This window comes from Mesorhizobium sp. LNJC405B00 (genome assembly GCF_000502615.1).
Lineage (GTDB): Bacteria > Pseudomonadota > Alphaproteobacteria > Rhizobiales > Rhizobiaceae > Mesorhizobium.
The window spans coordinates 46,707-69,281 of sequence record NZ_AYWC01000009.1; the positions used below are offsets into that span (position 1 = coordinate 46,707).

Sequence of the window (22,575 nt, forward strand, 5' to 3'; positions counted from 1 at the left end):
CACTTGAGAAATGGGTCTTTGCAAGCATTATCAAAACAAGCCGAGCACGTGTTTCTATGGGCCGCGCACTATCTCTGCATGATGGACAGGCCGCTACTGGCGGCCCCTGTCTGAACCGTCGTCGCTTTCCGCCGCCCCCTCCCACCCGAACACACTGCGCCCTCCCAGCAGATGCGACTGATCGAACTCGCCGGCGACGATTTCCTTCAGGCTCGGCCCGGTGACGTAGCGCTCCAGCCGACGCGACTCGCCATCCAGCCGCTTCAGCGCGCCGAGCTCTTCCTCGCGGCCGAGCTTGGCCTTGCCGACGGCCGATTTCAGCACCGCGATCGTCTCGTCATAGACTTTCAGCGGCACCGGGAAGGGGTGGCGGTCCTTGCCGCCATGGGCGAGCGAGAAGCGCGCCGGATCGGAGAAGCGGCAGGGCGCGCCATGCACCACTTCCGCCACCATGGCCAGCGCCCGCACCGTGCGCGCGCCGACGCCGGGCACCAGCAGCAGCTCGGGAAAACCGGCCGGCCCGCTTTCGATGGCGGCAGAAATGTTGCCGTGCAGCCGGTGCATGACGATGTCGCTCTCGCGCACGTCATGACGCGCCGGCATCACCAGATTGGGCAGCGTCGGCTGCGCCGCCGGTTTCGCAGGCGCTGCTTTCGGCGGCGGCTCCAGCACGGCAAGCTCGTCGAGGATCCGCTCCGGGCTCATGGTCTTCAACAGGTCGATCTGGCCGCTACGTGACGGCGCGGCGCGATGGTCGGTCAGGTTGACGATCTCGCCCTGCCGCTCGCCCTCGATCGCCGCATGCGGCTGGTCGACGAAGCTTGTCAGTCCTTCGGACAGCCAGTGATAGCGCCGCGCCTGGCGGCTGTCGCCGTTCATGCCTTGCTGCACCACCACCCAGCGGCTGTCGTCGGTGACGATGAAGCCGTGCAGATAGAGGTCGAAACCGTCCTGCACGGCCGCACTGTCCACCTTGGCGACCAGGCGGCTGGCGGTGGCAAGCGCCGCACCATCGATGCCGACGCGCTCGCCGATCGCCATCAGCTCCTGCGGCGTCTTGCGCGAATGCGCGCCGCGCCCGCCGCAGACATGGATGCCGAGTTCGCGCGACATCGGGTTCAGCCCGCGCTTCAGCGCGCCGACGACCGAGGTGGTGATGCCCGAGGAGTGCCAGTCCATGCCCATGACGGCGCCGAAGGACTGGAACCAGAACGGATGCGCCAGCCGCCGCAACAGCTCGTCGCGGCCATAGTGATGGATGATCGCCTCGCACAGCACCGCGCCCAGCCGCGTCATGCGATCGCCCAGCCATTTCGGAACCCGCCCGCCATGCAGCGGCAAGTCCGCACTGCCGCTTCGCTGCGTCAAGTGAATGCTCCGTGGATGCCGCGCACCGGCGGTGCGCCTGTGATGTAGATGGCATTTGGGGGGCGATTTGCAAGCGGGGTGGGGGCGGCGACTATCGTCGCCCTACGCTCTTCTTGGTGTCTCGCCGAAAGATGCAGTTACGCCGCCTGTCGCACCTGGCAATAAGGTCGGCTCCCTGCTTGAAGGCGAGACAGGTCTCGAATAGAGCTTATCCAGCCGACGGCAACTATTAAAACCAAAACGATGTCGCAATTCTGGTGGGTAAATCACAGTCAGACCGCCCGCCAAGAGATCGACGGGCAATATCTCTGGTCGCCCAAAACTCAGAAGAATGGGGCACGCAGCGAGTTCTACAAAAATATGCGTCGGGCGACACCTGGTGACCTCGTGTTGTCTTTTTTCGGTCAAGCCGTGCGCTATATTGGTCGGGTAGCGGAGTTTGCATTCACAGCACCGAAACCACCGGAGTTCAAGAACACTGGAGCCAATTGGAACGAGGAAGGTTGGCTTCTCCCGGTGTATTGGGCGCCGCTCCTGCCGACGGTGCGCCCGTCGGACATAATTGGCGAATTGGGTCCGCTTCTGCCTCCCCGATACTCGCCCATCGACCCAAACTCCGGATCAGGCCGTCAAAACGCCTATCTCGCGAGCGTATCGCAAGAGGTGTTTCACACCATTGTCGCGGGTACAGCTTTCGACCGCGAAGCTCTGAGGCGTGGTGGCGCAAACAGTCTCACTTTCGAAGTCGTCAATGAAGTTTTAGAGGACGTCGTTGAGCGCCGTATCCGAGACGACCTCCAACTCGAGGACACTGTAAAGACGAGCGTCATTCAAGCTCGTCGCGGCCAAGGTAAATTTCGTTCCAATGTCGAAGCCATGGAGCGCTCGTGCCGACTCACAGGGGTCACCAATCCCTCGTTGCTGATTGCAAGCCACATCAAGCCTTGGCGCCTATGCGCTTCCGCGCAGGAGCGCTTGGACGGCATGAACGGGCTGCTCCTCACGCCTGATGCCGACCACCTCTTTGACCGTGGCTTCATCAGTTTTGAAGATAGCGGGCAGGTCCCCATATCCCAGCGCGTCGACAAGACTGATTTGCGGCGGCTCGGTTTCGAGCAATTGGTGATGCAGAGTTTCGGCTTTGCCGAAGCCCCCGCCGTCTGGCGCACTAGCACCTTCACCCCGCCGCAGCAGGCTTACCTCGCTCACCATCGAGAGGATGTGTTTGTGGCATAGCTCCCATCAACTGAGCGGTCAGCCGTCAGGTCCCCCTACCTCGCCGCCCCCTAAAACACCGCCTTCTCCAAGACCGGCTCCAGTGATTCAGCAAATGGCGTCGCCAGGTGGTGCCGGTCGCGGAAGGCGAGTTGGCCGTTGATGAACACGTGGCAGGTTTGGGCGTCGCAGAACTGGCTGGTCAGGTCGACATAGGTGGCGCCGGGCACGCTGCGCACGACGTCGCGCTCGGCCGCGGCGATGTCGTCGTTCGCCGCCGCGTCCCTCGGCGTGTCGCAGACTTCAGGCACCTGCCCGCGCCACAGCGCCCGCGCCACGCATTTGTCGGCATAGCTTCCATTGTAGGGAACGTCCCGGATTACCGCGACCTTGATCCCGGCCCGGCTGAATGCCGCCAGCGTCCAGCGCAGGCCGGCCTTCCACTCCTCGTTCCAATCGGCGTGCTTCAGTTCCTCGGGCGATTCCTTCATCACATTGCCGATCGAGAATTCCGAGATCACCACCATGTGCGGGTGCAACGCGATAATGTCCTTGACCGATTGCTCCCGCCACTGGTCGCATTCGGTGTAGTCGCGCTTCAGCCGCCAGTTCCAGGTCGTCACCCGCGAGGCACGGCAGGACGATTTGAGATAGGTGACGAGGCGATAATTGTTCTTGGCCGCCGCCTCGATCAGCGGCGTCGACCAGTGGTCGGCATGCGAATCGCCGAACAGCGCAATCGAGCGCCCGGCGTCCTTGTTGCCGAACACGCAGGCCTTTGGCGTCACCGTCTCAAAGGAGAGAATACAGCCGGCCGCGCGCGCCGTGGACGGCTGCGCGGCGCTGGCGGCAATGCTGCGCTGCTCAGGGTCCAGATCGTGGACGGCAAGCCTGGCATTGGCGTAGGCGGCTGCGACGCCGGTGCCGGTCAGGAGGACGGCCGGCACCAGCGCCCGCGCCGCACTGGCCATCAGCCAGCCATTGCGGCGGATCGGGTTTTCGATGACATGATAGGTGAACCCCGACAGCGCCAGCGTCAGCGCCAAGCAGCCGAGCCGCTGCAGCGGCGAAAGTTCCGGCGTCAGCATCGTGGCATACACGATCACCGGCCAGTGCCAGAGATAGAGCGAGTAGGAGAGTTTGCCGACCCATTGCAGCGGCGCCAGCGCCAGTGCCTCGATCGGGCTTTTCTTAGCGCTCTCCTGCTGCGCGTGCGCCGCTCCTGCCAGCAGCAACAGCACGGTGCCGGCCACCGGCACCAGGGCGAGGAAACCCGGGAAGGGCGTTTCGTCGCTGAAGGAAAGATAGGCGCCGGCAATCAGCGCTAGGCCGAGCCACGCCAGCGGCGTGGCGAGCCGCGGGCGGTTTTGCCAGACTTGCTGCGGCACCATGCTGGCCAGTCCGCCGGCGGCGAACTCCCAGGCGCGTAGCGGCGAGAAATAGAAGGCCCAGGGCTGCGAGACCGTGGTGAGCCACGCGCAGACGGCGAACGAGACGAGGCCGGCAATGCCGATCACCAGGATCGCGCCGCGCTTGCCGGGGCGCAGCCATGCAGCCAGCACAAGCAGCGCCGGCCAGGCGACATAGAACTGCTCCTCCACCGACAGCGACCAGAAATGGACAAACGGGTTGCTGGCCGCATCGGCGGCGAAATAATCGAACGACCAGCGGATCAGCCACAGATTGATCATGTAGGCCGAGGCGAACATGGCGCCTTTGGAATAGAGCGATTGTTCCTCCGGCGACAGGATGAAGGCGCCGGCCACCAGTGTGGCGAGGATGACGAACAGCGACGCCGGCAACAGCCGCCGAGCGCGCCTGGCATAGAACCGCCACAGGTTGAGCCGCCCGGTCTCGGTGATTTCGGCAAGCAGGTGTTTTGTGATCAGATAGCCCGAGATGACGAAGAAGATGTCGACGCCGGTGAAGCCGCCGGGCAGGCCGGTGAAGCCGAAATGAAAGGCGATCACGCCTGCCACCGCCAAGGCACGCAGTCCTTCGATATCGGGCCGGAACGATGCTGACACGATTTGCCACCTCGTGCTGGTGCATGACCCCGCCTCGGCGAGTAACGATCGCGCCGGGATCATACGTGCGGCAGCTTTGCGCCCAACGGGACACGGCGCTGCAACCGTTGACAGTCGGACCAAGACTCCGCCCTATGGGTCGATATCGCAATGCAACAAATCTAACGCAGTGCAACATTGGAGGAGATGAACTGCCAATCTCCCCCCTTGAGGGGGAGATGGCCGCGAAGCGGCCAGAGGGGGTCGTCTCGCGTGAAGCGCCAACTTCCGTCTGGTGCAGGGCGCCGCGTCCAGTCGAACCGACCCCCTCTGTCGCCTTCGGCGACATCTCCCCCTCGAGGGGGGAGATNGTCTGGTGCAGGGCGCCGCGTCCAGTCGAACCGACCCCCTCTGTCGCCTTCGGCGACATCTCCCCCTCGAGGGGGGAGATTAGCGCGCGCGTTCGCCAATCTCCGACGCCACACGTCGGCCCTTGCGTTGCCCCCGTCACACGCAATCGGCTATCCAACCGGCAGCCATGCAATTCAAACGGAGCCTCCCATGACCAACACCACCATTTTCAAATTCGGCGCTGTCGAGCATGCCGAGGGCGGCGACTTGCCGGGCTGGATCGTTGTCGCGGGCCGGCCGACCATGCAGACCGCCGTGCAGCACACCACCGCCGATGGCAAGGTGCTGTCGGGCACCTGGCGGGCCTCGCCCGGCACTTATCACGCCACCTACACCGACTATGAGTTCGTGCACATGATCGCCGGCCGCATCATCATCACGCCCGATGGCGGCACGCCGGTCGAGGTCGGTCCGGGCGATGCGTTCGTGGTCGAAGCCGATTTCAAGGGCACCTGGCAGATCATCGAGCCGGTAACCAAGCACTTCGTCGTCAAGCTTGCTTGATCGACGTCGTCAGGCTTGATTGATCGCGTCGTCAGGAGTGCCTGATCGGTGCCGATACACCTCGGCCGGCGCGGTTCATCGCCAGCGTCCCCCTCGCCCAGCAGGGGGAGGGGGACGTAGCGAAGCGAATATCGGTTAAGAGGGCGTCACCTCGTTCGCTTCGAACCGATGCGGATCGAAAAGCTGAGACGATGGCGTTCTGCGGAGCCTGGTCGAGATAACGCAGGCCAGGACTGCTGCCGGGTCGCCGGCGCGTCAGCCAAGAGCGAGCGGCGCACTTCGAGAGTGCATGCCGCCCGTCCGGCGCCGGGCCGTCAATGCTGTTGTTACGAAACCCCCCAGCCCCGTCTCAACCGCCACGGCCATGGGCGTGACCCATGGCTTGCTATACGCATGCAGCACCGCGGTCTGTCAACGCCGCCCGCGATGGCCGCGGGGGGTCGCCTTTGCACCTCCCGGCCAGCTTCCAACCGGCCTCGCGCAAGCCATTCGCCGCTACAAAATGCACTTGAAATGGCGGTTTTCCGGGTGTTCCGGCCGCTCCGGAGCGGCCCTTTGGCGCGACAGAGGTCGCGATCTAGGCGATTGGATGAATTTGTCTTTCGCGGCTGAAACGTTTCAGGAGCCGGTTTGTAAACCTGACTTTTTTTGGGTGTATTTCCCTCACGTCAGTTTTGCACTCCAGCCGGCCCGATCGACCCGCCGGAGGGCAAGCCTCAGGGGCCTGCGTCGGCGCTCTGAGTCTCTCGGACCGACGGGCGCCGGACCATGCCGCTGACGACATAGGCCGCCGCGCCCAGCGCCGTGATCCAGAAGCTCGTCGGCCAGTCGGTCAGGAAGGCGAGCGTCAGGCTGATCCAGGCGATGATCACGGCAAGCGCGATGGACGCCAGCACGCCGGCTCCGACGCCGCTGGTAAGCCTGAGCGCGGTGGCTGCAGGCGCCACCATCAGCGCGAAGACGAGCAGCACGCCGACGATCTGCACCGCCTCGGACGTGGCGACGGCGACCAGCACCATGAACAGGGTCGAGACAAGAGTGAGCGGCACGCCGCGCGCTTCGGCGAGTTCCGGCTGCAGGCTGGCGAACAGCAGCGGCCGCGCGATCAGCAAAAGCGCGACAAGGATCGCCACCGCCAGCACCGCAAGCACGATAACGGTGCGCAGGCTGATGCCCAGCACATTGCCGAACAGCACGTTGGTCGCCTGCGAGGCGAAGGCGGTGTAGAAATGCAGAAACAGCAAGCCCAAGCCGAGCGACAGCGTCAAAACGATGCCGATGGCGACGTCGCGATGCGCGCGTTCGCCGAGCAGGCCGATGCCGATGCCGGCGGCGACGGTAAACACGGTGAGGCCGAGAAACGGCGACAGCCCGATCAGGCCGGCGCCGGTGGCGCCGGGAAAGCCGACATGGGAGAGCGCATGACCGGCGAAGGTCTGGCCCCGGAGCACGAGGAAATAGCCGACCGCGCCCGAAACGATGCCGACGATGGTGCAGGCATAGAAGGCGTTGCGCATGAATTCATAGTCAAAGATCGTGGACATGCGCCCCGCTCTCCAGTTCGACATCGTCGGCCATGACGAAGATGCGGCCGGCAACCCGCACCACATTGATATGCGTGCCGTAGAGTTTCGACAGCACCGGACCGCTGATGACCTCGTCGACGGAGCCGATCGCCGCCTTGCGGTTGCCGAGATAGAGCACGCGGTCGACGGCGCGCAGCAGCGGGTTGATCTCGTGCGAGCAGAACAGCACGGCAATGCCGAGCCGCTCGCCGATCTGATGCACCAGGTCGATGATCGCGCGCTGATGGCCTGCATCGAGGCTGATCAGCGGCTCGTCGAGCAGCAGCAGTTGCGGATTGCCGATCAAGGATTGCGCGATCAGGATGCGCTGGCGCTCGCCACCGGAAAGCTCGCCCAAGGGACGGCGCGCGAGGCTGCCGGCGCCCACCTCTTCAAGTGCCTTCCACGCCGCCTCCTTCTCGGCAGCCGATGCGACGGGCCAGCCCCAGCGATGCCCGCCGGCGGCACTCAGCACGAAGTCGAGGCCGCTGACGCCGACATCGCCAAGCGCGCGCCGCGCCTGCGGCATATAGCCGATGTCGGCGTTGCCGCGCGTCGGCGATTTGCCAAGCACCGAAATGGCGCCGCCGGCCGGTTTGATCAGGCCGAGAATGGCGCGCAGCATCGTCGTCTTGCCGGCGCCATTGGCGCCGAGCAGGCCGACAAAGGCGCCTTGCGGTAGAGAAAAGGAGACGTCGGATAAAACCCGGCGTCCCCCATAGGTCAGCGTGACCTTGTCGAATTCGATTGCGTTCATTTAGTCACATTCATTCGCAGTCACATTCATTGTGTGCGGGCGGCGAGCGCCTTCTGGACCGCGTCGATCTGGCCGCCCAACCAGGTCTGGATCGTCTGGCCCGCCGGTTCCGTCTCGGTGACGCCGATGACCGTGACCTTGTTCTGCTTGGCGATGTCGAGCAGCCTTGTCGTTGCCTCGTCGGTCACCTGCGAATTGTAGAACAGGATCTTGGCCGAGCCGTCCTTCAGGCTGTTTTCGAACGCCGCCACCTGCGTGGCGCTCGGCTCCGCATCGTTCATCAAGGCCACCTGGAAATCGTAGTTCAGCATCTTGAGACCGAGCGCTTCCGCCATGTAGCCGAAGACCGGCTCGGTAGCCGTCACCTCGGTGCCGGCATAGGTGTTCTTGACGTCGGTGATTTCCTTGTCAATGGCCTCGAGCGAGGTCTGGAATGCCTTCAGGTTCGCCTCATAATACACGGCATTGGCCGGATCGCGCTTGGCAAGGTCGGCGCTCAGCGCCTTGGCGATGGCCGGCAGCGTCGCCGGGTCGTACCACAGATGCGGGTTGTCGCCCGACTTCTTGCCGATCAGGTCGGCGGCGACGATGGTCGTGCGATCCTTGGCTGTCGAGGCCGACAGCAGCTTGTCCATCCACGGATCGTAGTCGGCGCCGTTGTAGATGACGATCTTGGCGTCGGCGATGGTGCGCGCCGTCGACGGGCTGGTCTCGAACAGATGCGGATCGTCATCGGGATTGGCCAGGATGCTGGTGACGGTGACGTTGCTGCCGCCGATCTGGCGGGCAAGGTCGCCATAGAAATTCTCGGCCGCCACGATGGTCAGCTTGTCTTCGGCGCGGGCAGCCGTGCCGGTCAAAAGCGGCACCGCGACGAGCAGCGCGGCGAGAAAGGGAATGCGACGCATCCGTGGTCTCCTTGCAGTCTGAAATGTATGTCGCCGGAGAGGCGGGCTGTGTAACTGTATAACAGTAACAATATAACGTTTGCGTCGAAAATACGGCTGATGTCAATGGGCTTTTCGAGCCGCGCAGTTTTTCACGCGCACAAAACCGTGAGCGGCCTGCGCCGATCAGGCGGAGCCACTCATGCCTGTCGGCTATATGCGAAAGGGCAGGCGATCGCCGGCACCGCGAGGCCGCCGCGAGCACACCGGTCGTGGCGGTATCCTGATGAATTCGCGGCGGGTAAGTTCCTTGCTTGTTGCCGTCAGTTTTGCGGACGCCTTCCCTCCCACGCGTCCTGCAACAGGGCGCGGATTGCGGCGCGGTCGAAAGGCCGCGGATTCCAGTATGGGTTCCTGGTCGCGATCTCAGCGGCGCGGTCGAGATCGGCCTGCATGAGGCCGAGTTCTTTCAATGTAAGGGGCGCGCCGACCGCCCTGGCGAAATCGTGGAGACCGCTACCGGCGCTGCCGCCAAACAAGTCGGCGACCGGCTTCAACAAGTCGGGCACCGCGACGGCGTTGAAGCCGATCGTGTGCGGCAACATCACCGCATGCGTCTCGGCATGCGGCATGTCGAAAGAGCCGCCCAGCGTGTGACAGATCTTGTGATGCAGCGCCATGCCGACGGCGCCGAGCACCGTACCGCACAGCCAGGCGCCGTAAAGCGCATCGCCGCGTGCATCGATATTTCCAGGCTCCTTGGTCAACACCGGCAGCGCCGCCTTCATGGCGCGCAATCCTTCTTTCGCCATCAGGGTGGAAATCGGATTGCGATCCTGCGCGTAAAGCGCTTCGGCCGCGTGCGCCATGGCGTTGAGTCCTGACGCGACGCTCATCGCTATCGGCAGGCCGACGGTCAGCTCTGGATCGTAGATCACCACTTCCGGCAGGATCCTTGCGTCACGCATTGTGGTTTTTTCGCCGTTCTCGGTCTGACCGAGGATCGGCGTCACCTCCGAGCCGGCATAGGTGGTCGGGATGACGATCTGCGGCAGGTCGGTGCGCCAGGCGATCGCCTTGCCGAGACCGGTGGTCGAGCCGCCGCCAAGCGCGACAACGCAGTCAGCCTTGACCTCGGTTGCCTTGGCCATTGCCGTTTGGGTTACCTCGACCGGCGTGTGCATGGCGGCGCCCGAAAAGGTGCCGGCCGCCAGCGCGCCGAGGGACTTGGCAAGCGCCTCGCCGTCGGCAGCCCGATGCGGCGTCGACAGCACCAGCGCGCGCTTGCAGCCGAGCTTTTCGATCCAGGTGCCCACCTCGGACGACGCGCCATTGCCGAAGACAATGTGCGCAGGGCTGCCGGAATAGGTGAACGTCCTTGTCATGCCGATCCGCTCCCTTTGCATATTATCACTGTGACGGAGCCGCAATCGAGCGACCAGCTCTCGCCGCCGGCGACATCGTTTGCGTCGTCACCGTCTCGCAAGCGGGGCCTGATCTCTCCCGCGTACTCGCAAACGTATCGCCTTGACCACAAAAACGTCAAAAAAGTATCAGTGAGGTGGACACACCGTGGTGGCGGCTGCATGAATTGCCGCCTAAGCTTTGGTCACTGCAGAGAGCGGCAAACGCGGCCTGCGGGAGATGGCACTGCAACTGGTCGCATGACCGGACCGGCGCCGGGAGGAACTGACATGAATCCGGACTTGGAAGTCGTCCAGATCAGACGCGGCGAGTCGTTCAAGGCCTGGGCCCACGGCTACCCCTTCCACACGGTGCGCTGGCACTTCCATCCCGAATACGAAATCCATCACGTCGTCGCCACCACGGGCCATTATTTCGTCGGTGACTTCATCGGCGAGTTCGAGCCCGGCAATCTCGTGCTCACTGGCCCGAACCTGCCGCACAATTGGGTTAGCGACGTGCCGGCAGGCGCCAGCGTGCCGCTGCGCGGCCGCGTCGTGCAGTTCTCGCAAGAGTTCATCGCCGACGCCACCGCCGCGTTGCCGGAACTTGCCGGTTGTGAAAACATTCTCGAGCTCAGCCGCCGCGGCGCGCTATTCTCCACCGCTACCGCCAAGCTCGCCGCACCTGTGCTGGCCGAACTGGTCGAAGCGCAAGGCGTTCGCCGCATCGCTTTGTTCATGGAGCTGGTCGATATTCTGAGCCGCGCCGCCGATGTGCGGACGCTCACCAGCGCCAGCTATCTGCCGGATCCCTCAGGCTTCATGTCGGCCGGCGTCAACAAGGCGCTTGCCTATATCAACGCCAACCTGACCGAGCCGTTCAGCGAAAGCGATCTGGCGGCGATTGCCGGCCGCAGCCCGAGCGCGTTTTCGCGCAGCTTCCGCCGCCATACCGGCATGGCGCTGGTGCAGTATGTCAACCGGCTGCGCATCAACCTTGCCTGCCAACTGCTGATGAGCGAGGCCGACATGCCGATCACCGAGATCTGCTATGCCGCCGGCTACAACAACATCTCGAATTTCAACCGCCAGTTCCTGACCCAGAAAGGCATGTCGCCTTCGCGCTTCAGGGCCCTGCTGGCGGAAAACATCAGCGCGGAGATTGCCGCCTAACAGGGAGGACCGGGAGGAGCCTAGACATTTACTGAGGTAAGAACGCGGGGTGCGTTGGAGGCGCTCCGTGCTGGAGATCGCTTGTCCCGAAATCCAGAGATATCTAGAGGATGCGCAGCACGGATCAAGTGCTCCGTTGTTCCTCGCAACAGCCCGACTGCAGTCAAGGCCCGGCGCCATATGGTGTCCAGGGCTTCATGAAACCTTTCCTTGAAACGGAGCTATCGAAATGACCAGATTTGCCTGGAAATCGACGGGAGCCATCGCGCTCACTCTTTCTCTTCTTGGCGGCACCGCTGCCTTTGCTGCCCCGGTTACCGACGCCACGGTCGCCTTCTTGATGCCCGACCAAGCCTCGACGCGCTACGAGCAGCACGACTATCCCGGCTTCGTCGCCGAGATGAAAAAACTCTGCCCCGGCTGCAAGGTGATCTACCAGAACGCCGATGCCGACGCCTCGCGCCAGCAACAGCAGTTCAACTCGGTGATCTCGCAAGGCGCCAAGGCGATCGTGCTCGACCCTGTCGACTCGACCGCCGCCGCCTCGCTGGTCAAGCTGGCGCAGAGCCAGGGCGTCAAGGTCATCGCCTATGATCGCCCGATCCCGACTGCACCTGCCGACTTCTACGTCTCGTTCAACAATGAAGGCATCGGCAAGGCCATTGCCGACTCGCTCGTTGAACACCTCAAGGCCCTGAAGGTCGACCCCGCCAGCGGCGGCCTGCTGCAGATCAACGGATCGCCGACCGACGCGGCCGCCGGGCTGATCAAGAAGGGCATCCATTCCAGCCTCGACAACAGCGGCTACAAGATCCTTGCCGAATACGACACGCCGGAATGGGCGCCGCCGAAGGCGCAGCAATGGGCAAGCGGCCAGATCACCCGCTTCTCCACGCAGATCGTCGGCGTCGTTGCGGCCAATGACGGCACCGGTGGTGGCGCCATCGCCGCTTTCAAGGCCGCCGGAGTCGATCCGGTGCCGCCGGTGACCGGCAATGACGCGACCATCGCCGCCCTGCAGCTGATCATCGCCGGCGACCAGTACAACACCATCTCCAAGCCGAGCGAGATCGTTGCGGCGGCTGCCGCCAACGTCGCCGTCCAGCTTCTGTCGGGCGAGACGCCGAAGGCCGAAATGACCCTCTACGACACTCCTTCGCAGCTGTTCACGCCGGCGGTGGTGACGCAGGAAAACCTAAAGGCCGAGATCATCGACAAGAAGATCAACACCGCCGAAGAGCTTTGCGTCGACCGCTATGCCGAAGGTTGCAAGAAGCTCGGCATTACAAAGTGACAATGCAGGTCGCCCAAAAGTGCGCAGCGGTTTTGGGATAACGACATGCATAAAAGGATGACCTAGAATCCTGATCCTGCTTTCCGGCCGCCCTTGCGGTGGCCGGAAGTTCGCAGTCACTCTTGACCGCCCATCCGGAAAGGTTTGCCACCATGTCTGACATCTCTGACGGACCGGTTTCGGCAGGAGAGCTGGTGCTCAGCCTGCGCGGCATCTCGAAGAATTTCGGCGCCGTTTCGGCGCTCACCGATATCGATCTCGATGTCCATGCCGGCGAGGTGGTGGCGCTGGTCGGCGACAATGGCGCCGGCAAGTCGACGCTGGTCAAGATCCTGGCCGGCGTCCACCAGCCGAGCTCGGGCACCATCAATTTCCGCGGCAGGCAGGTGACGATGCCCGACCCGAGTGCCGCGCTGACGCTCGGCATCGCCACCGTTTTCCAGGATCTGGCGTTGTGCGAAAACCTCGACGTCGTCGCCAACATCTTTCTCGGCAAGGAGATCAACCCGCTGCGGCTGGACGAGGTGGCGATGGAAATTCGCGCCTGGACGCTGCTCAACGAATTGTCGGCGCGTATTCCAAGCGTCCGCGAGGCGGTCGCCTCGCTGTCCGGCGGCCAGCGCCAGACGGTGGCGATCGCCCGCTCGCTGCTGCTCGACCCCAAGGTCATCCTCCTCGACGAGCCGACCGCCGCGCTTGGCGTCGCCCAGACGGCGGAAGTGCTGAACCTCATCGACCGGGTGCGCGAGCGTGGGCTCGGCGTGCTGATGATCAGTCACAATATGGAGGACGTGCGCGCCGTCGCCGATCGCATCGTGGTGCTCAGGCTCGGCCGCAACAACGGCGTCTTCGAACCCGACGCCTCGAACCAGGAACTGGTCAGCGCTATCACCGGCGCCGCCAACAATGCAGTGTCGCGCCGCGCCCAACGGCGCAAGGCCGCCGAACAAGCGAACAATCAGGAGCAGCGGCCATGAGCGCGGAGCCCAAGCAGGACACCTCCTCATCGACGGCGCTCGACCGCAGCGACGTGCGCGTCAAGCACCAGGCCGGCGTTGGTGGCGCCATCAGCGCCTTCTTCGACCGCGTCCGCTCCGGCGACCTCGGCTCGTTGCCGGTCATCGTCGGCCTGGTCATCATCTGGAGCGTGTTCACCGCCCTCAATCCGGTCTTCGTCTCGTCGAGCAATCTGGTCAATCTCCTGTTCGACTGCTCGACCGTCGGCGTCATCGCGCTCGGCATCGTCTGTGTGCTGATGGTCGGCGAGATCGACCTGTCGGTCGGCTCGATCAGCGGCTTTGCTTCGGCCATGGTCGGCACACTGTGGGTCAACCAGGGCTGGCCGGTGGCGCTCGCCATCCTCGCCGCGATCGCCGTCGGCGGTTTCATCGGCGGGCTCTATGCCTTGCTGTTCAACCGGCTCGGCATGCCAAGCTTCGTCTCGACGCTCGCCGGCCTGCTCGCCGTGCTCGGCCTGCAACTGTATATTCTGGGCTCCACCGGCTCGATCAATCTGCCCTATGGCTCGAACCTGGTGAATTTCGGCCAGTTGCTGGTCATGCCGGACTGGCTGTCCTATGCACTGGCGGCATTGCCCGGCATCGTCATGCTGATCAGCGGCCTGCGCACCGTCAGCCGCCGCCGGGCCGTCAATTTGTCGGCGCCGTCTGTCGGCGGCCTCATCGTGCGCGTCGCCGCCCTGACCATCCTGCTAGAACTGATCGTCGGTTATCTCAACCAGGCGCGCGGCATACCGTGGATGTTCGGCCTGTTCGTCGGCCTGGTGGTGGCGATGAACTATGCGCTGACCCGCACCCAATGGGGCCGCTCGATGACCGCCGTCGGCGGCAACCGCGAAGCGGCGCGCCGGGCCGGCATCAAGGTGCGCTCGATCTACCTCAGCGCCTTCGTCATGTGCTCGATGTTTGCCGCCCTCGGCGGCGTCCTGTCGGCGGCGCGGCTGGCCTCCGCCAGCCAGCAGGCCGGCACCGGCGACGTCAACCTCAACGCCATTGCGGCGGCGGTCATAGGCGGCACCAGCCTGTTTGGCGGCCGTGGCAGCGCCTATTCCGCGCTGCTCGGCATCATCGTCATCCAGTCGATCGCCAGCGGGCTGACCTTGCTCGATTTGTCATCGTCGCTTCGCTACATGATCACCGGCGCCGTTCTGGCAATTGCGGTCATCGTCGACTCCCTGGCACGCCGCTCGCGGGTTTCCCACGGCCGAGCCTGAACCAACAGAGAATACGAGGATAGAAGAATGGCTCAGGATTTGAGTGGAAAAGTCGCGGCGATTACCGGCGCCGCGTCGGGCATAGGCCTGGAATGCGCGAGAGCGCTGATTGCCGCCGGCGTTCGCGTTGTGCTCGTCGATCGCGCCGAAGACGCGCTGAAAAGCGTCTGCACCGAACTCGGTCCCAACGCGATCCCGCTGGTGATCGATCTGATGAAGCCGGCCAGCGTCGCGACGATGATGCCGCAAATCCTGGACAAGGCCGGCCAGCTCGATATCTTCCACGCCAATGCCGGCGCCTATGTCGGCGGCCCGGTGCTCGAAGGCGACCCGGATGCCTGGGACCGCATGCTGAACCTCAACATCAATGCGGTCTTTCGTTCCATCCACGCCGTGCTGCCGCATATGGTCGAACGAAAGACCGGCGACATCATCGTCACGTCCTCGATCGCCGGACTGGTGCCGGTGGTCTGGGAGCCGATCTATACGGCATCCAAGCATGCCGTGCAGGCCTTCGTCCACACGGTGCGCCGGCAGGTCGCCCCGCACGGCCTGCGCGTCGGCGCGGTGCAGCCGGGGCCGGTGGTGACAGCGCTGATCAGCGACTGGCCGAAGGACAAGCTTGAGGATGAACTGGCCAAGGGCGGCCTGATACAACCGGTCGAGGTCGCCGAAGCCGTGCTGTTCATGCTGACGCGGCCGAGAAATGTCACTATCCGGGATCTGGTTATCCTGCCGCAGAGCAATGATTTGTGAGGCGTTAGGCGGTAGGAAATGGGGAGAGGCTCTTGCAACTGACGGTTCACTGCTGACCATCTCGCCTACTGCCTACTGCCTACTGCCTACTGCCTACTGCCTACTGCCTACTGCCTAACTTCTGAGGTTCCCCATGTCCCACTTCCTCGGCATCGACGTCGGCACTGGCAGTGCCAGGGCGGGGGTGTTCGACAGCAAGGGCACCATGCTTGCCTCGGCGAAGCGCGACATCGCTCTATTCATCGAGCCCGGCGAAATCGCCGAACAGTCGAGCGAGGACATCTGGCGTGCGGTTTGCGCCAGCGTGCGCGAGGCGGTGACGAAGTCGGGGCTCGCTGGGCGCGACATTGCCGGCATCGGCTTCGACGCCACCTGTTCGCTGGTCGTGGTCGGCCAGGATGGCGCGCCGTTGCCGGCCGGCAGTTCCGGCGACAGCCAGCGCAACATCATCGTCTGGATGGATCACCGCGCGCTCGACCAGGCGCAGCGCATCAATGCCGGCAAGCACGCCGTGCTCGACTATGTCGGCGGCACCATCTCGCCGGAAATGGAAACGCCGAAGCTGCTGTGGCTGCGCGAGAACCTGCCCGCCACCTTCGATGCGGCCGAGCATTTCTTCGACCTGACGGACTATCTGACCTGGCGCTCAACCGGCAGCCTGGCGCGCTCGATCTGCACGCTGACCTGCAAATGGACCTATCTCGGCCATGAGCGGCGCTGGGACGATGCCTATTTCCGTGCCATCGGCCTCGGCGCGCTCGCCGATGAAGGCTTTGCCCGCATCGGCACCGAAATCGTCGAGGGTGGCACGGCACTTGCCCAAGGCCTGACTGAGGCCGCCGCGGCCGATCTCGGCCTGCTGCCGGGAACGCCGGTTGCGGCCGGCCTGATCGATGCCCATGCCGGGGGAGTCGGCACGGTTGGCGGGCAGGGCTCCGTCGGCACCTTGCAGTCGCGCATGGCCTATGTGTTCGGCACTTCGGCCTGCACCATGGCCAGCACCAGCGAGCCGGCCTTCGTGCCCGGCGTCTGGGGTCCGTATTTTTCCTCGATGGTGCCGGGGCTTTGGCTCAATGAAGGCGGGCAATCGGCGGCGGGTGCTGCAATCGACCACCTCGTCGCTTTCCATCCGGCCACGGCTGAGGCATCCGCAAAAGCCAAGGCGGAAGGTCTCGGCCTGACCGCTTGGCTTGGTCAGCAGGCGGCGAAACAGTCCGCCGACCTGTCCGCAGTAGCGCACCTAGCCGATGGACTGCATGTCGTGCCGGAATTCCTCGGCAACCGCTCGCCCTTCGCCGATCCCGAGTCCAAGGCCCTGATCGCCGGGCTTGGCATGGACACGTCCCTCGACAGTCTGGTCGCGCTCTATGTCGCCGGCCTGCTGGGCATCGGCTACGGCGTTCGCCAGATCCTGGCGGCGATGGCCAAAAAAGGCATTGCCATCGACACTATCGTCGTCAGCGGCGGTGCGGCGCAAAGCGAGCTGGTACGTCAGCTTTTGGCCGACACCACAGGCCTGACCGTCGCCGGTTCGACCTCGCCCGAACCGGTGCTGCTCGGCTCAGCCATATTGGCTGCGGTGGCGGCGCAAAAATTTCCCGATGTGATCGCGGCGATGACCGGCATGTCGCGCATCGGCGACATCTATCGCCCGGCCGGTGGCGACCTCGTGCCCTGGCACGACAAGCGCTTCGCCGCCTTCGAATTGCTGCAGCAGGCAGGCCGCGCCATCCGCGATTGAACGGCTTAGCTCACGTCCAGAAATAGCGGACGATGTGGAAGAACACCGGTGCGGCGAAGACCAGGCTGTCGGCGCGGTCCATCATGCCGCCGTGACCCTCGATCAGGTGACCCCAGTCCTTGACGCCCTGGTCGCGCTTGATCGCCGACGCCACCAGCCCGCCGAGGAACCCCATCAGGCAGGCGATGAAGGCGACGCCTGCCGCCGCGAGCGGCGAGAACGGCGTCAGGAACGACAGCAGCGCGCCGAGCAGGCTCGATGACACCAGCCCGCCGATCAGCCCTTCCCAAGTCTTTGATGGCGAAACGGACGGCGACAAAAAATGCCGGCCGAACAGCTTGCCGAAAATGTATTGCAGCACGTCGCTGCCTTGCACGGTGATGATCAGGAAGGCGATGAGCAGGAGGTTGCGGCCCTCGAAACCGGGCACGTTGAGCGTCAGCAGCGCCGGCACATGGCTGACGCAGTAGACCGAGATCATGACCGCCCATTGCTGCGCGGACACGCGCTCGAGGAAGCGCTCGGTGTCGCCGTTGAGCGCGGTGATCGCCGGCATCAAGAGGAAGCAGTAGACGGGGATGAAGATGGTGAACAGCCCGTACCAGGCGGTCCACACCAGCCAGTACTGGAAGGGAATGATGATGCCGAACATGCCGAGCAGCACCCAGTGGTCGCTGCGCCGGCTGTGCGTCAGCGTCACGAACTCGCGCAGCGCGGCAAACGAGATCAGCGCAAACAGGATGGTCATGCCGGTGCGGCCGAAGAAGAAGGCGACGGTGATCGCCAGCACCATCACCCACCAGGCGTTGATGCGCTGGTTCAAGTTGACGAGCGTCGAGGGCAGCGGCTTCGGCGCCCGCCATGAGAGGATACCGGCAACGATGCTCGCCATGGTGAGCACGCAGATCAGGCCGGCCAGCAGGATGACGGTTTCATGCATTGGCGGCAGTGTCATACGAAGTCTCTTTGCCTGGTCATGCTAGTGGTCCCGATCGGGACGCGGGTTGAGCGACAGCAGCGTCTGGCGCGCGCGCTCGAGGAAGGTGCGGCGTTCTTCGCCGGGCGCGATCGCCACCGGCGGACCAAAGACGACGCGGCACAAAAGCGGCACCGGTAGGAACTGGCCCTTGGGCAGCACGCGCGACATGTTCTCGATCCAGCACGGGATGAGTTCGACATCCGGCCGCGCCATCGACAGATTGTAGAGGCCGGAGCGGAACGGCAGCAGATCCGCCTCCGTCGTGTTGCGAGTGCCTTCGGGAAACAGGATCAGCGAGTGGCCGTCGTCGAGCACCGACAGCATGATCGAGATCGGGTGTTGCGTTTCGTCGGTCCACTGCCGGTGGATGAGCACGGACGACAGCATGTCCTGCGCGATGAAGCGGCGCAGCCGCGACTTGCCCCAATATTCGGCCGCCGCGATTGCATGGGTGCGGGCGCGCACCTTCTCGCTCAGACAAGCCGACAGCAGGATGAAATCACCATGGCTGGCATGGTTGGCGAAGTAGATGCGCTGCCGCTCCGACGGCTGGCTGCCGTTCCAGATTGGTCTGACGCCGGTTACCACCCAGGCCGCCGCCGACAGGCCGACCGACGTCACCGTCTGCAGCAAGGTGAAGGTGTTGGCGCGCAGGTGAAGTTTTGTCATGGCTCAAACAAATGCTGCGAAAAGGGATGCCGCAGCAAACATGGCGAGCGCCATGCGCTGCCTTGTCAGCAGGCGGCGCGTGCCTGCCATGCGATGGTCGAGCGAGCGGCCGCCGGCAGTGGTGGATTTCAGGCGCATGCGCGCCAGCACATCGTCGACGGCGGCACCCCCGGCGGCCTCGCTGGCGTGGCTTGCCATCAGCCGGAACAGCAGCGCATCGAACAAAAGCAAGGCCGAAAGAGCCAGCGTGGCCACGGCGCTCGCCGCCGTGACCAGCCAGGCCGCCGCGGACAGCGCTGTCGTCTGCGGCCCGGCCACCAGGCCGATGACCGGCGCTGCCATCACAGCCGCCACCACGAGCAGGATCGGCCACACCGCCTGCACCATCAGTCCGGCGGCGAATATTTCGGCGTTCTCGGGAAAATTCTCGCCACTCATGCCGGCCAACTCATGTCGGTTCTTCCAGCCCCGGTTCTTCCAGCCCCGGTTCATCCAGCCCGATCTGAAGGTGCACGGGCCTGCCCGACGCGGCGAGTTTCTTGCGCGCCTGCGCGGCAGTGTACGAGCGCCCCGTCACCACCAGCCAGTCGGCGACGATGGCCGCACTGCGCTGGAAGCCGAGCGCGCAGCAGACCAGGACGGTGCCGCGCCGGCGCGCCAGCTCGATCGCCGCCACCGCTCGCTCCAGCCTGTCGTGAGGCGGCGCCACGAGGTCGAGCATCGCGTAGCTGATCCAGCGGCAGGTCACGCCGCGCGGCCGTTCCATCTCGCCGGCAAGGTCGATCACTGTGCCGAAGCGGTTGGCCTCGTCGGCACTCGGAAACCGGCCGAGGAAAACACCGTCGGTGATCTCCGCTTGCGGCGCCAGTTGGCGGGTCCATACCCACACATTGATCCGGGCGCCAAGCCGGTAGGGCAGGAGCAGGATACGGTTGGCCAGTGAGACGCTACCATCGGCTGCCTTCTGGAACACTTTGGCGCCGGCCCCAGCATAGCCGAAGGCGACGATGGCCAGCGCCAATGCCGGCCACAACAGGATGAGAAAATCGGCGGAGGCCAACGCGCCCTCGGCAGCGCCGGCCAGGGCAAGGGCCGCCCCCAGCCCGTAATAACCCGCCAGCCGCCGCGCCCTTGGGTCGGCGGTCAACCGAAAACCCCAGAATGGCAGCTCGCCCTTGGACGGAAACAGCCACAGCGCAAACAGGCCGAGCAGGGCGCCGGTCGGAATGTCGATGAAATGATGCTGCCAGGTCGTCAGCACCGAGGCGCCGATGAGAAAACACCAGACGTGCCAGACGGGGCGGAGAATGCCGCCGAGACGGTGGCGTGCCAGAACGTGACGCCAATGGTCCCAAATGATCACCAGCAGCGCGATGTGCAGGGATGGCGCCTGGTTGAACGGCTTGTCGAAACCACCGAGCACCGCAAACAGGAAACCCGGCAAGCCGGTGGTTTCCGGCCGCACGAAGGTCGCCGTCAGCGGGAACGCGATGAAGCAGGCGACGGCAATGATCTGCGCCGCGAGATAGCGGCCGGCGAGCCGGTCGACGCCGCGCCTGGTCGTGTTGAGCAACAGCGACAGGCCGTAGAACAGATTGATAGACCAGTAGGGCACGATCGTCCAGGCGACGAACGGGATGGCGTGTTCCCAGGCAAACACGATGCTGCCGACATGGTCGCGCCGCGACGCCAGCCAGTTGGCGAAGCCGTAGGTCGAATAGAAGAACGGCGCCAGCAGCGCCAGCCAAAGGGCGGCCCTCAGCACGATACCCAAATTGTGTTCCCGAGCCGGGGCAGGGTCAGTCGCAGGTGCGGCCATGGTCTCAGACGCGCCGTGCAACCGAAACGGTGAAGATGCCCCATTGGTCGATGCGCTGGTCGATCTTCTCAAAACCGGCAGCCGTCACCAACTGGTCCATTTCGCCCTGCGTGCGCCGCCGCATCACCCAGGCCTGGCCGCCGCGATGCGAGGTCAGGCTGCGCGCGATCATCTCCAGTTGCGGATGCCACGGCTGGTTGGTGTAGACGAGCAGGCTGCCGGGTTGCATGGCGCTGGCCAGTCCACCGAGCGAACGGGAAATCAGCGCATTGTCGGCGAACAATTCGTAGAGCCCGGAGACGATGGCGAGGTCCGGCGCCGGGGTCAACCCAGCCAGCATGTCGGCATCGAAGGCGTCGGCCTGATGGAAGGTGACGCTGGTCGGCAGTTGCCGCTCGGCGATCAGCTTCGAACCCAACCCGACATTGAGCTCGGAATAATCCTGCAGCCGCACGCTTGCTGGCGGTTCAGTGCATTTTGCGACGGCATCGAGCACATAGCGGCCGTGACCGGCGGCGATGTCGAGCATGTGGACGGGACGGCCGGCTGCCTTCAGACTGGCGGCGGCGTTGCCGATCAGCTCTTCCAGATGCAGCTTGCGCTGGCGGATGCCGCGCCAGCCGATGGCGTCGAGGAAGGTGCGGTCGATCATGCGGCCGATGAAGCCGGTGCCGCGCGCGTCGTTCTCGTAGACATAGTCGAGCGTCGAGCCGGAATCAAAGCCGGTGGCGATGCCAATCTTCATGCCCGACGACAGCCATGCGCCCATGCGAATCGAGGCGCGACTTATCGCCCAGTAGATACCCTTTGGCGACAGCAGCGCCAGCGGCGAGGCCAGTCTCTCGGCCTCGTCGCGGGTGTAGCCGGCGCGGTCGGCCTGAAGCAAGTCGATGGTTTTCTCCGGCGTGGCAAATTGCTTTTCGAGGAATGGCCGGATCAGGTCCAGCGCCTGCTTGCGATCGCGCTCGCCCAGCGTGTCGTGGAAGAAGCCGGGCAGCACATGCCGCTCCTTGGCGCTGCTGCCGAGATTGACGAAGAACTCGTGCTGCGGTCCATGCCGCACCACCCAATCGCTGCCGGAGATCAAGAGCTGCGTCGGCACGGTGATGGCGCGCGCGTCCGAGACGATGCGGGCAGCGTGGTCGTAAAGCTCGACCAGGATGTTGGAGGCGATCGGTCGCGTGATCAGCGGATCGGCGTCGAAGGAAGCGATGCGCTCGGCATCATGCGTCAGGAACTTCGCCTTGACGTAGGAATTGACGAAGAAGCGGCCCTTGAGCTTCTGCCACAGCGCAATGCCCTCTTTGGCGAAGGGCACGTAGAGCTTGACCGAAAAGGCCGGTGAAGCCACCACCAGCGCGCGGATGTCGGGCGCATAGTCATGCACCCAGGCAGCGGCCAGCACGGCGCCGAAGGACTGCGCGATCAGCGCGATGTCGCGCTGGCCAAAACCATCCCGGCCGATCTCACGCACCAGGCAGTCGATGTCACGAACCAGGGCGGCAAAGGACGGCGCATAGCCGCGCTCGCCGGCCGAGCGGCCATTGCCGCGCGCGTCCCAGGCGTAGAAGGCATGGTCGGGCATGGCGAGCTCGTCGACCAGATGCGCCATGCGGCCGCCATGCTCGTGGCCGCGATGGAACAGCAGGATCGCACCCTTTGGCGCCGACCCGGCGGCCGGCCAGTAGCGGTAGAAGATCTCGGTGCCGTCATGGCTCTTGAACGTGCGCTCCTGCGCGATGCGCTCGAGGCTTGCCGGTGCTAGGGCGGCGATGGTCTGGTGGATCATGGT

Annotated in this window: 19 protein-coding genes; 8 read left to right on the forward strand and 11 right to left on the reverse strand. The window is 64.5% G+C overall.

What is annotated here, in order from left to right:
- Nucleotides 1-93: 93 nt before the first annotated feature.
- On the reverse strand, nt 94-1,368 hold the full coding sequence (locus X756_RS148430; RefSeq protein ID WP_023730352.1) for a DUF763 domain-containing protein: 1,275 nt from the start codon (nt 1,366-1,368) through the stop codon (nt 94-96).
- A gap of 243 nt (nt 1,369-1,611) precedes the next feature.
- Here X756_RS148430 and X756_RS148425 point away from each other — a divergent pair, with 243 nt between their 5' ends.
- Complete coding sequence (locus tag X756_RS148425) at nt 1,612-2,604, forward strand: HNH endonuclease signature motif containing protein (RefSeq protein ID WP_023730353.1); 993 nt, start codon at nt 1,612-1,614, stop codon at nt 2,602-2,604.
- Between the two features lie 50 nt (nt 2,605-2,654).
- Here the strand turns inward: X756_RS148425 and X756_RS148420 are convergent, their stop codons facing one another.
- A complete protein-coding gene (locus tag X756_RS148420; RefSeq protein WP_023727022.1) occupies nt 2,655-4,610 on the reverse strand; it encodes an acyltransferase family protein in 1,956 nt (651 codons plus the stop codon).
- A gap of 540 nt (nt 4,611-5,150) precedes the next feature.
- Between X756_RS148420 and X756_RS148415 the strand changes: the two genes are divergently transcribed.
- Nucleotides 5,151-5,504, forward strand: a complete 354-nt coding sequence (locus X756_RS148415; RefSeq protein WP_023672492.1) for a cupin domain-containing protein — start codon at nt 5,151-5,153, stop codon at nt 5,502-5,504.
- Between the two features lie 716 nt (nt 5,505-6,220).
- Here the strand turns inward: X756_RS148415 and X756_RS148410 are convergent.
- The 4 genes from X756_RS148410 to X756_RS148395 form a co-directional block, all read right to left on the reverse strand.
- Nucleotides 6,221-7,048: a metal ABC transporter permease gene (locus X756_RS148410; RefSeq protein WP_196814115.1), complete on the reverse strand. Its 828-nt coding sequence runs from the start codon at nt 7,046-7,048 to the stop codon at nt 6,221-6,223.
- A complete protein-coding gene (locus tag X756_RS148405; protein ID WP_023688992.1) occupies nt 7,032-7,826 on the reverse strand; it encodes an ABC transporter ATP-binding protein in 795 nt (264 codons plus the stop codon). Before X756_RS148405 ends, X756_RS148410 begins: the two co-directional genes overlap by 17 nt.
- Nucleotides 7,827-7,852: 26 nt before the next feature.
- The gene (locus tag X756_RS148400) at nt 7,853-8,734 is read right to left on the reverse strand and encodes a zinc ABC transporter substrate-binding protein (protein WP_031195142.1); all 882 of its coding nucleotides are present in this window, start codon (nt 8,732-8,734) and stop codon (nt 7,853-7,855) included.
- A 302-nt stretch (nt 8,735-9,036) separates the two neighbouring features.
- Nucleotides 9,037-10,098 carry a maleylacetate reductase gene (locus X756_RS148395; RefSeq protein WP_023730355.1) on the reverse strand — a complete coding sequence of 354 codons (1,062 nt, stop codon included), beginning with the start codon at nt 10,096-10,098 and terminating at the stop codon, nt 9,037-9,039.
- A 309-nt stretch (nt 10,099-10,407) separates the two neighbouring features.
- Here X756_RS148395 and X756_RS148390 point away from each other — a divergent pair, with 309 nt between their 5' ends.
- From X756_RS148390 to X756_RS148365, 6 genes are all read left to right on the forward strand, one after another.
- Complete coding sequence (locus X756_RS148390) at nt 10,408-11,292, forward strand: AraC family transcriptional regulator (protein WP_023693836.1); 885 nt, start codon at nt 10,408-10,410, stop codon at nt 11,290-11,292.
- A 229-nt stretch (nt 11,293-11,521) separates the two neighbouring features.
- Nucleotides 11,522-12,586: a sugar ABC transporter substrate-binding protein gene (locus X756_RS148385; protein ID WP_023672498.1), complete on the forward strand. Its 1,065-nt coding sequence runs from the start codon at nt 11,522-11,524 to the stop codon at nt 12,584-12,586.
- Between the two features lie 152 nt (nt 12,587-12,738).
- Nucleotides 12,739-13,563 (forward strand): ATP-binding cassette domain-containing protein, encoded by an 825-nt coding sequence (locus tag X756_RS148380; RefSeq protein ID WP_023730356.1) that lies wholly within the window; start codon nt 12,739-12,741, stop codon nt 13,561-13,563.
- Entirely contained in the window at nt 13,560-14,819 is a 1,260-nt protein-coding gene (locus tag X756_RS148375) for an ABC transporter permease (RefSeq protein ID WP_023685459.1), read from the forward strand. Before X756_RS148380 ends, X756_RS148375 begins: the two co-directional genes overlap by 4 nt.
- Nucleotides 14,820-14,846: 27 nt before the next feature.
- Nucleotides 14,847-15,575, forward strand: a complete 729-nt coding sequence (locus X756_RS148370) for an SDR family oxidoreductase (protein WP_023688988.1) — start codon at nt 14,847-14,849, stop codon at nt 15,573-15,575.
- A gap of 133 nt (nt 15,576-15,708) precedes the next feature.
- Entirely contained in the window at nt 15,709-17,316 is a 1,608-nt protein-coding gene (locus X756_RS148365; RefSeq protein WP_023730357.1) for an FGGY-family carbohydrate kinase, read from the forward strand.
- A 10-nt stretch (nt 17,317-17,326) separates the two neighbouring features.
- Here the strand turns inward: X756_RS148365 and X756_RS148360 are convergent, their stop codons facing one another.
- The 5 genes from X756_RS148360 to X756_RS148340 are packed head-to-tail and all read right to left on the reverse strand — an operon-like array spanning nt 17,327 to nt 22,572.
- On the reverse strand, nt 17,327-18,256 hold the full coding sequence (locus X756_RS148360) for a phosphatidate cytidylyltransferase (protein WP_031201228.1): 930 nt from the start codon (nt 18,254-18,256) through the stop codon (nt 17,327-17,329).
- A gap of 39 nt (nt 18,257-18,295) precedes the next feature.
- Nucleotides 18,296-18,964 (reverse strand): lysophospholipid acyltransferase family protein, encoded by a 669-nt coding sequence (locus tag X756_RS148355; RefSeq protein ID WP_023672504.1) that lies wholly within the window; start codon nt 18,962-18,964, stop codon nt 18,296-18,298.
- Between the two features lie 3 nt (nt 18,965-18,967).
- Nucleotides 18,968-19,402: a hypothetical protein gene (locus tag X756_RS148350; RefSeq protein WP_023688985.1), complete on the reverse strand. Its 435-nt coding sequence runs from the start codon at nt 19,400-19,402 to the stop codon at nt 18,968-18,970.
- Nucleotides 19,403-19,412: 10 nt separating this feature from the next.
- A complete protein-coding gene (locus X756_RS148345; protein ID WP_031238790.1) occupies nt 19,413-20,738 on the reverse strand; it encodes a phosphatase PAP2/dual specificity phosphatase family protein in 1,326 nt (441 codons plus the stop codon).
- Nucleotides 20,739-20,787: 49 nt separating this feature from the next.
- Nucleotides 20,788-22,572, reverse strand: coding sequence for a bifunctional alpha/beta hydrolase/class I SAM-dependent methyltransferase (locus tag X756_RS148340; RefSeq protein ID WP_023730359.1), 1,785 nt, complete (start codon nt 22,570-22,572; stop codon nt 20,788-20,790).
- Between the last annotated feature and the right edge of the window lie 3 nt (nt 22,573-22,575).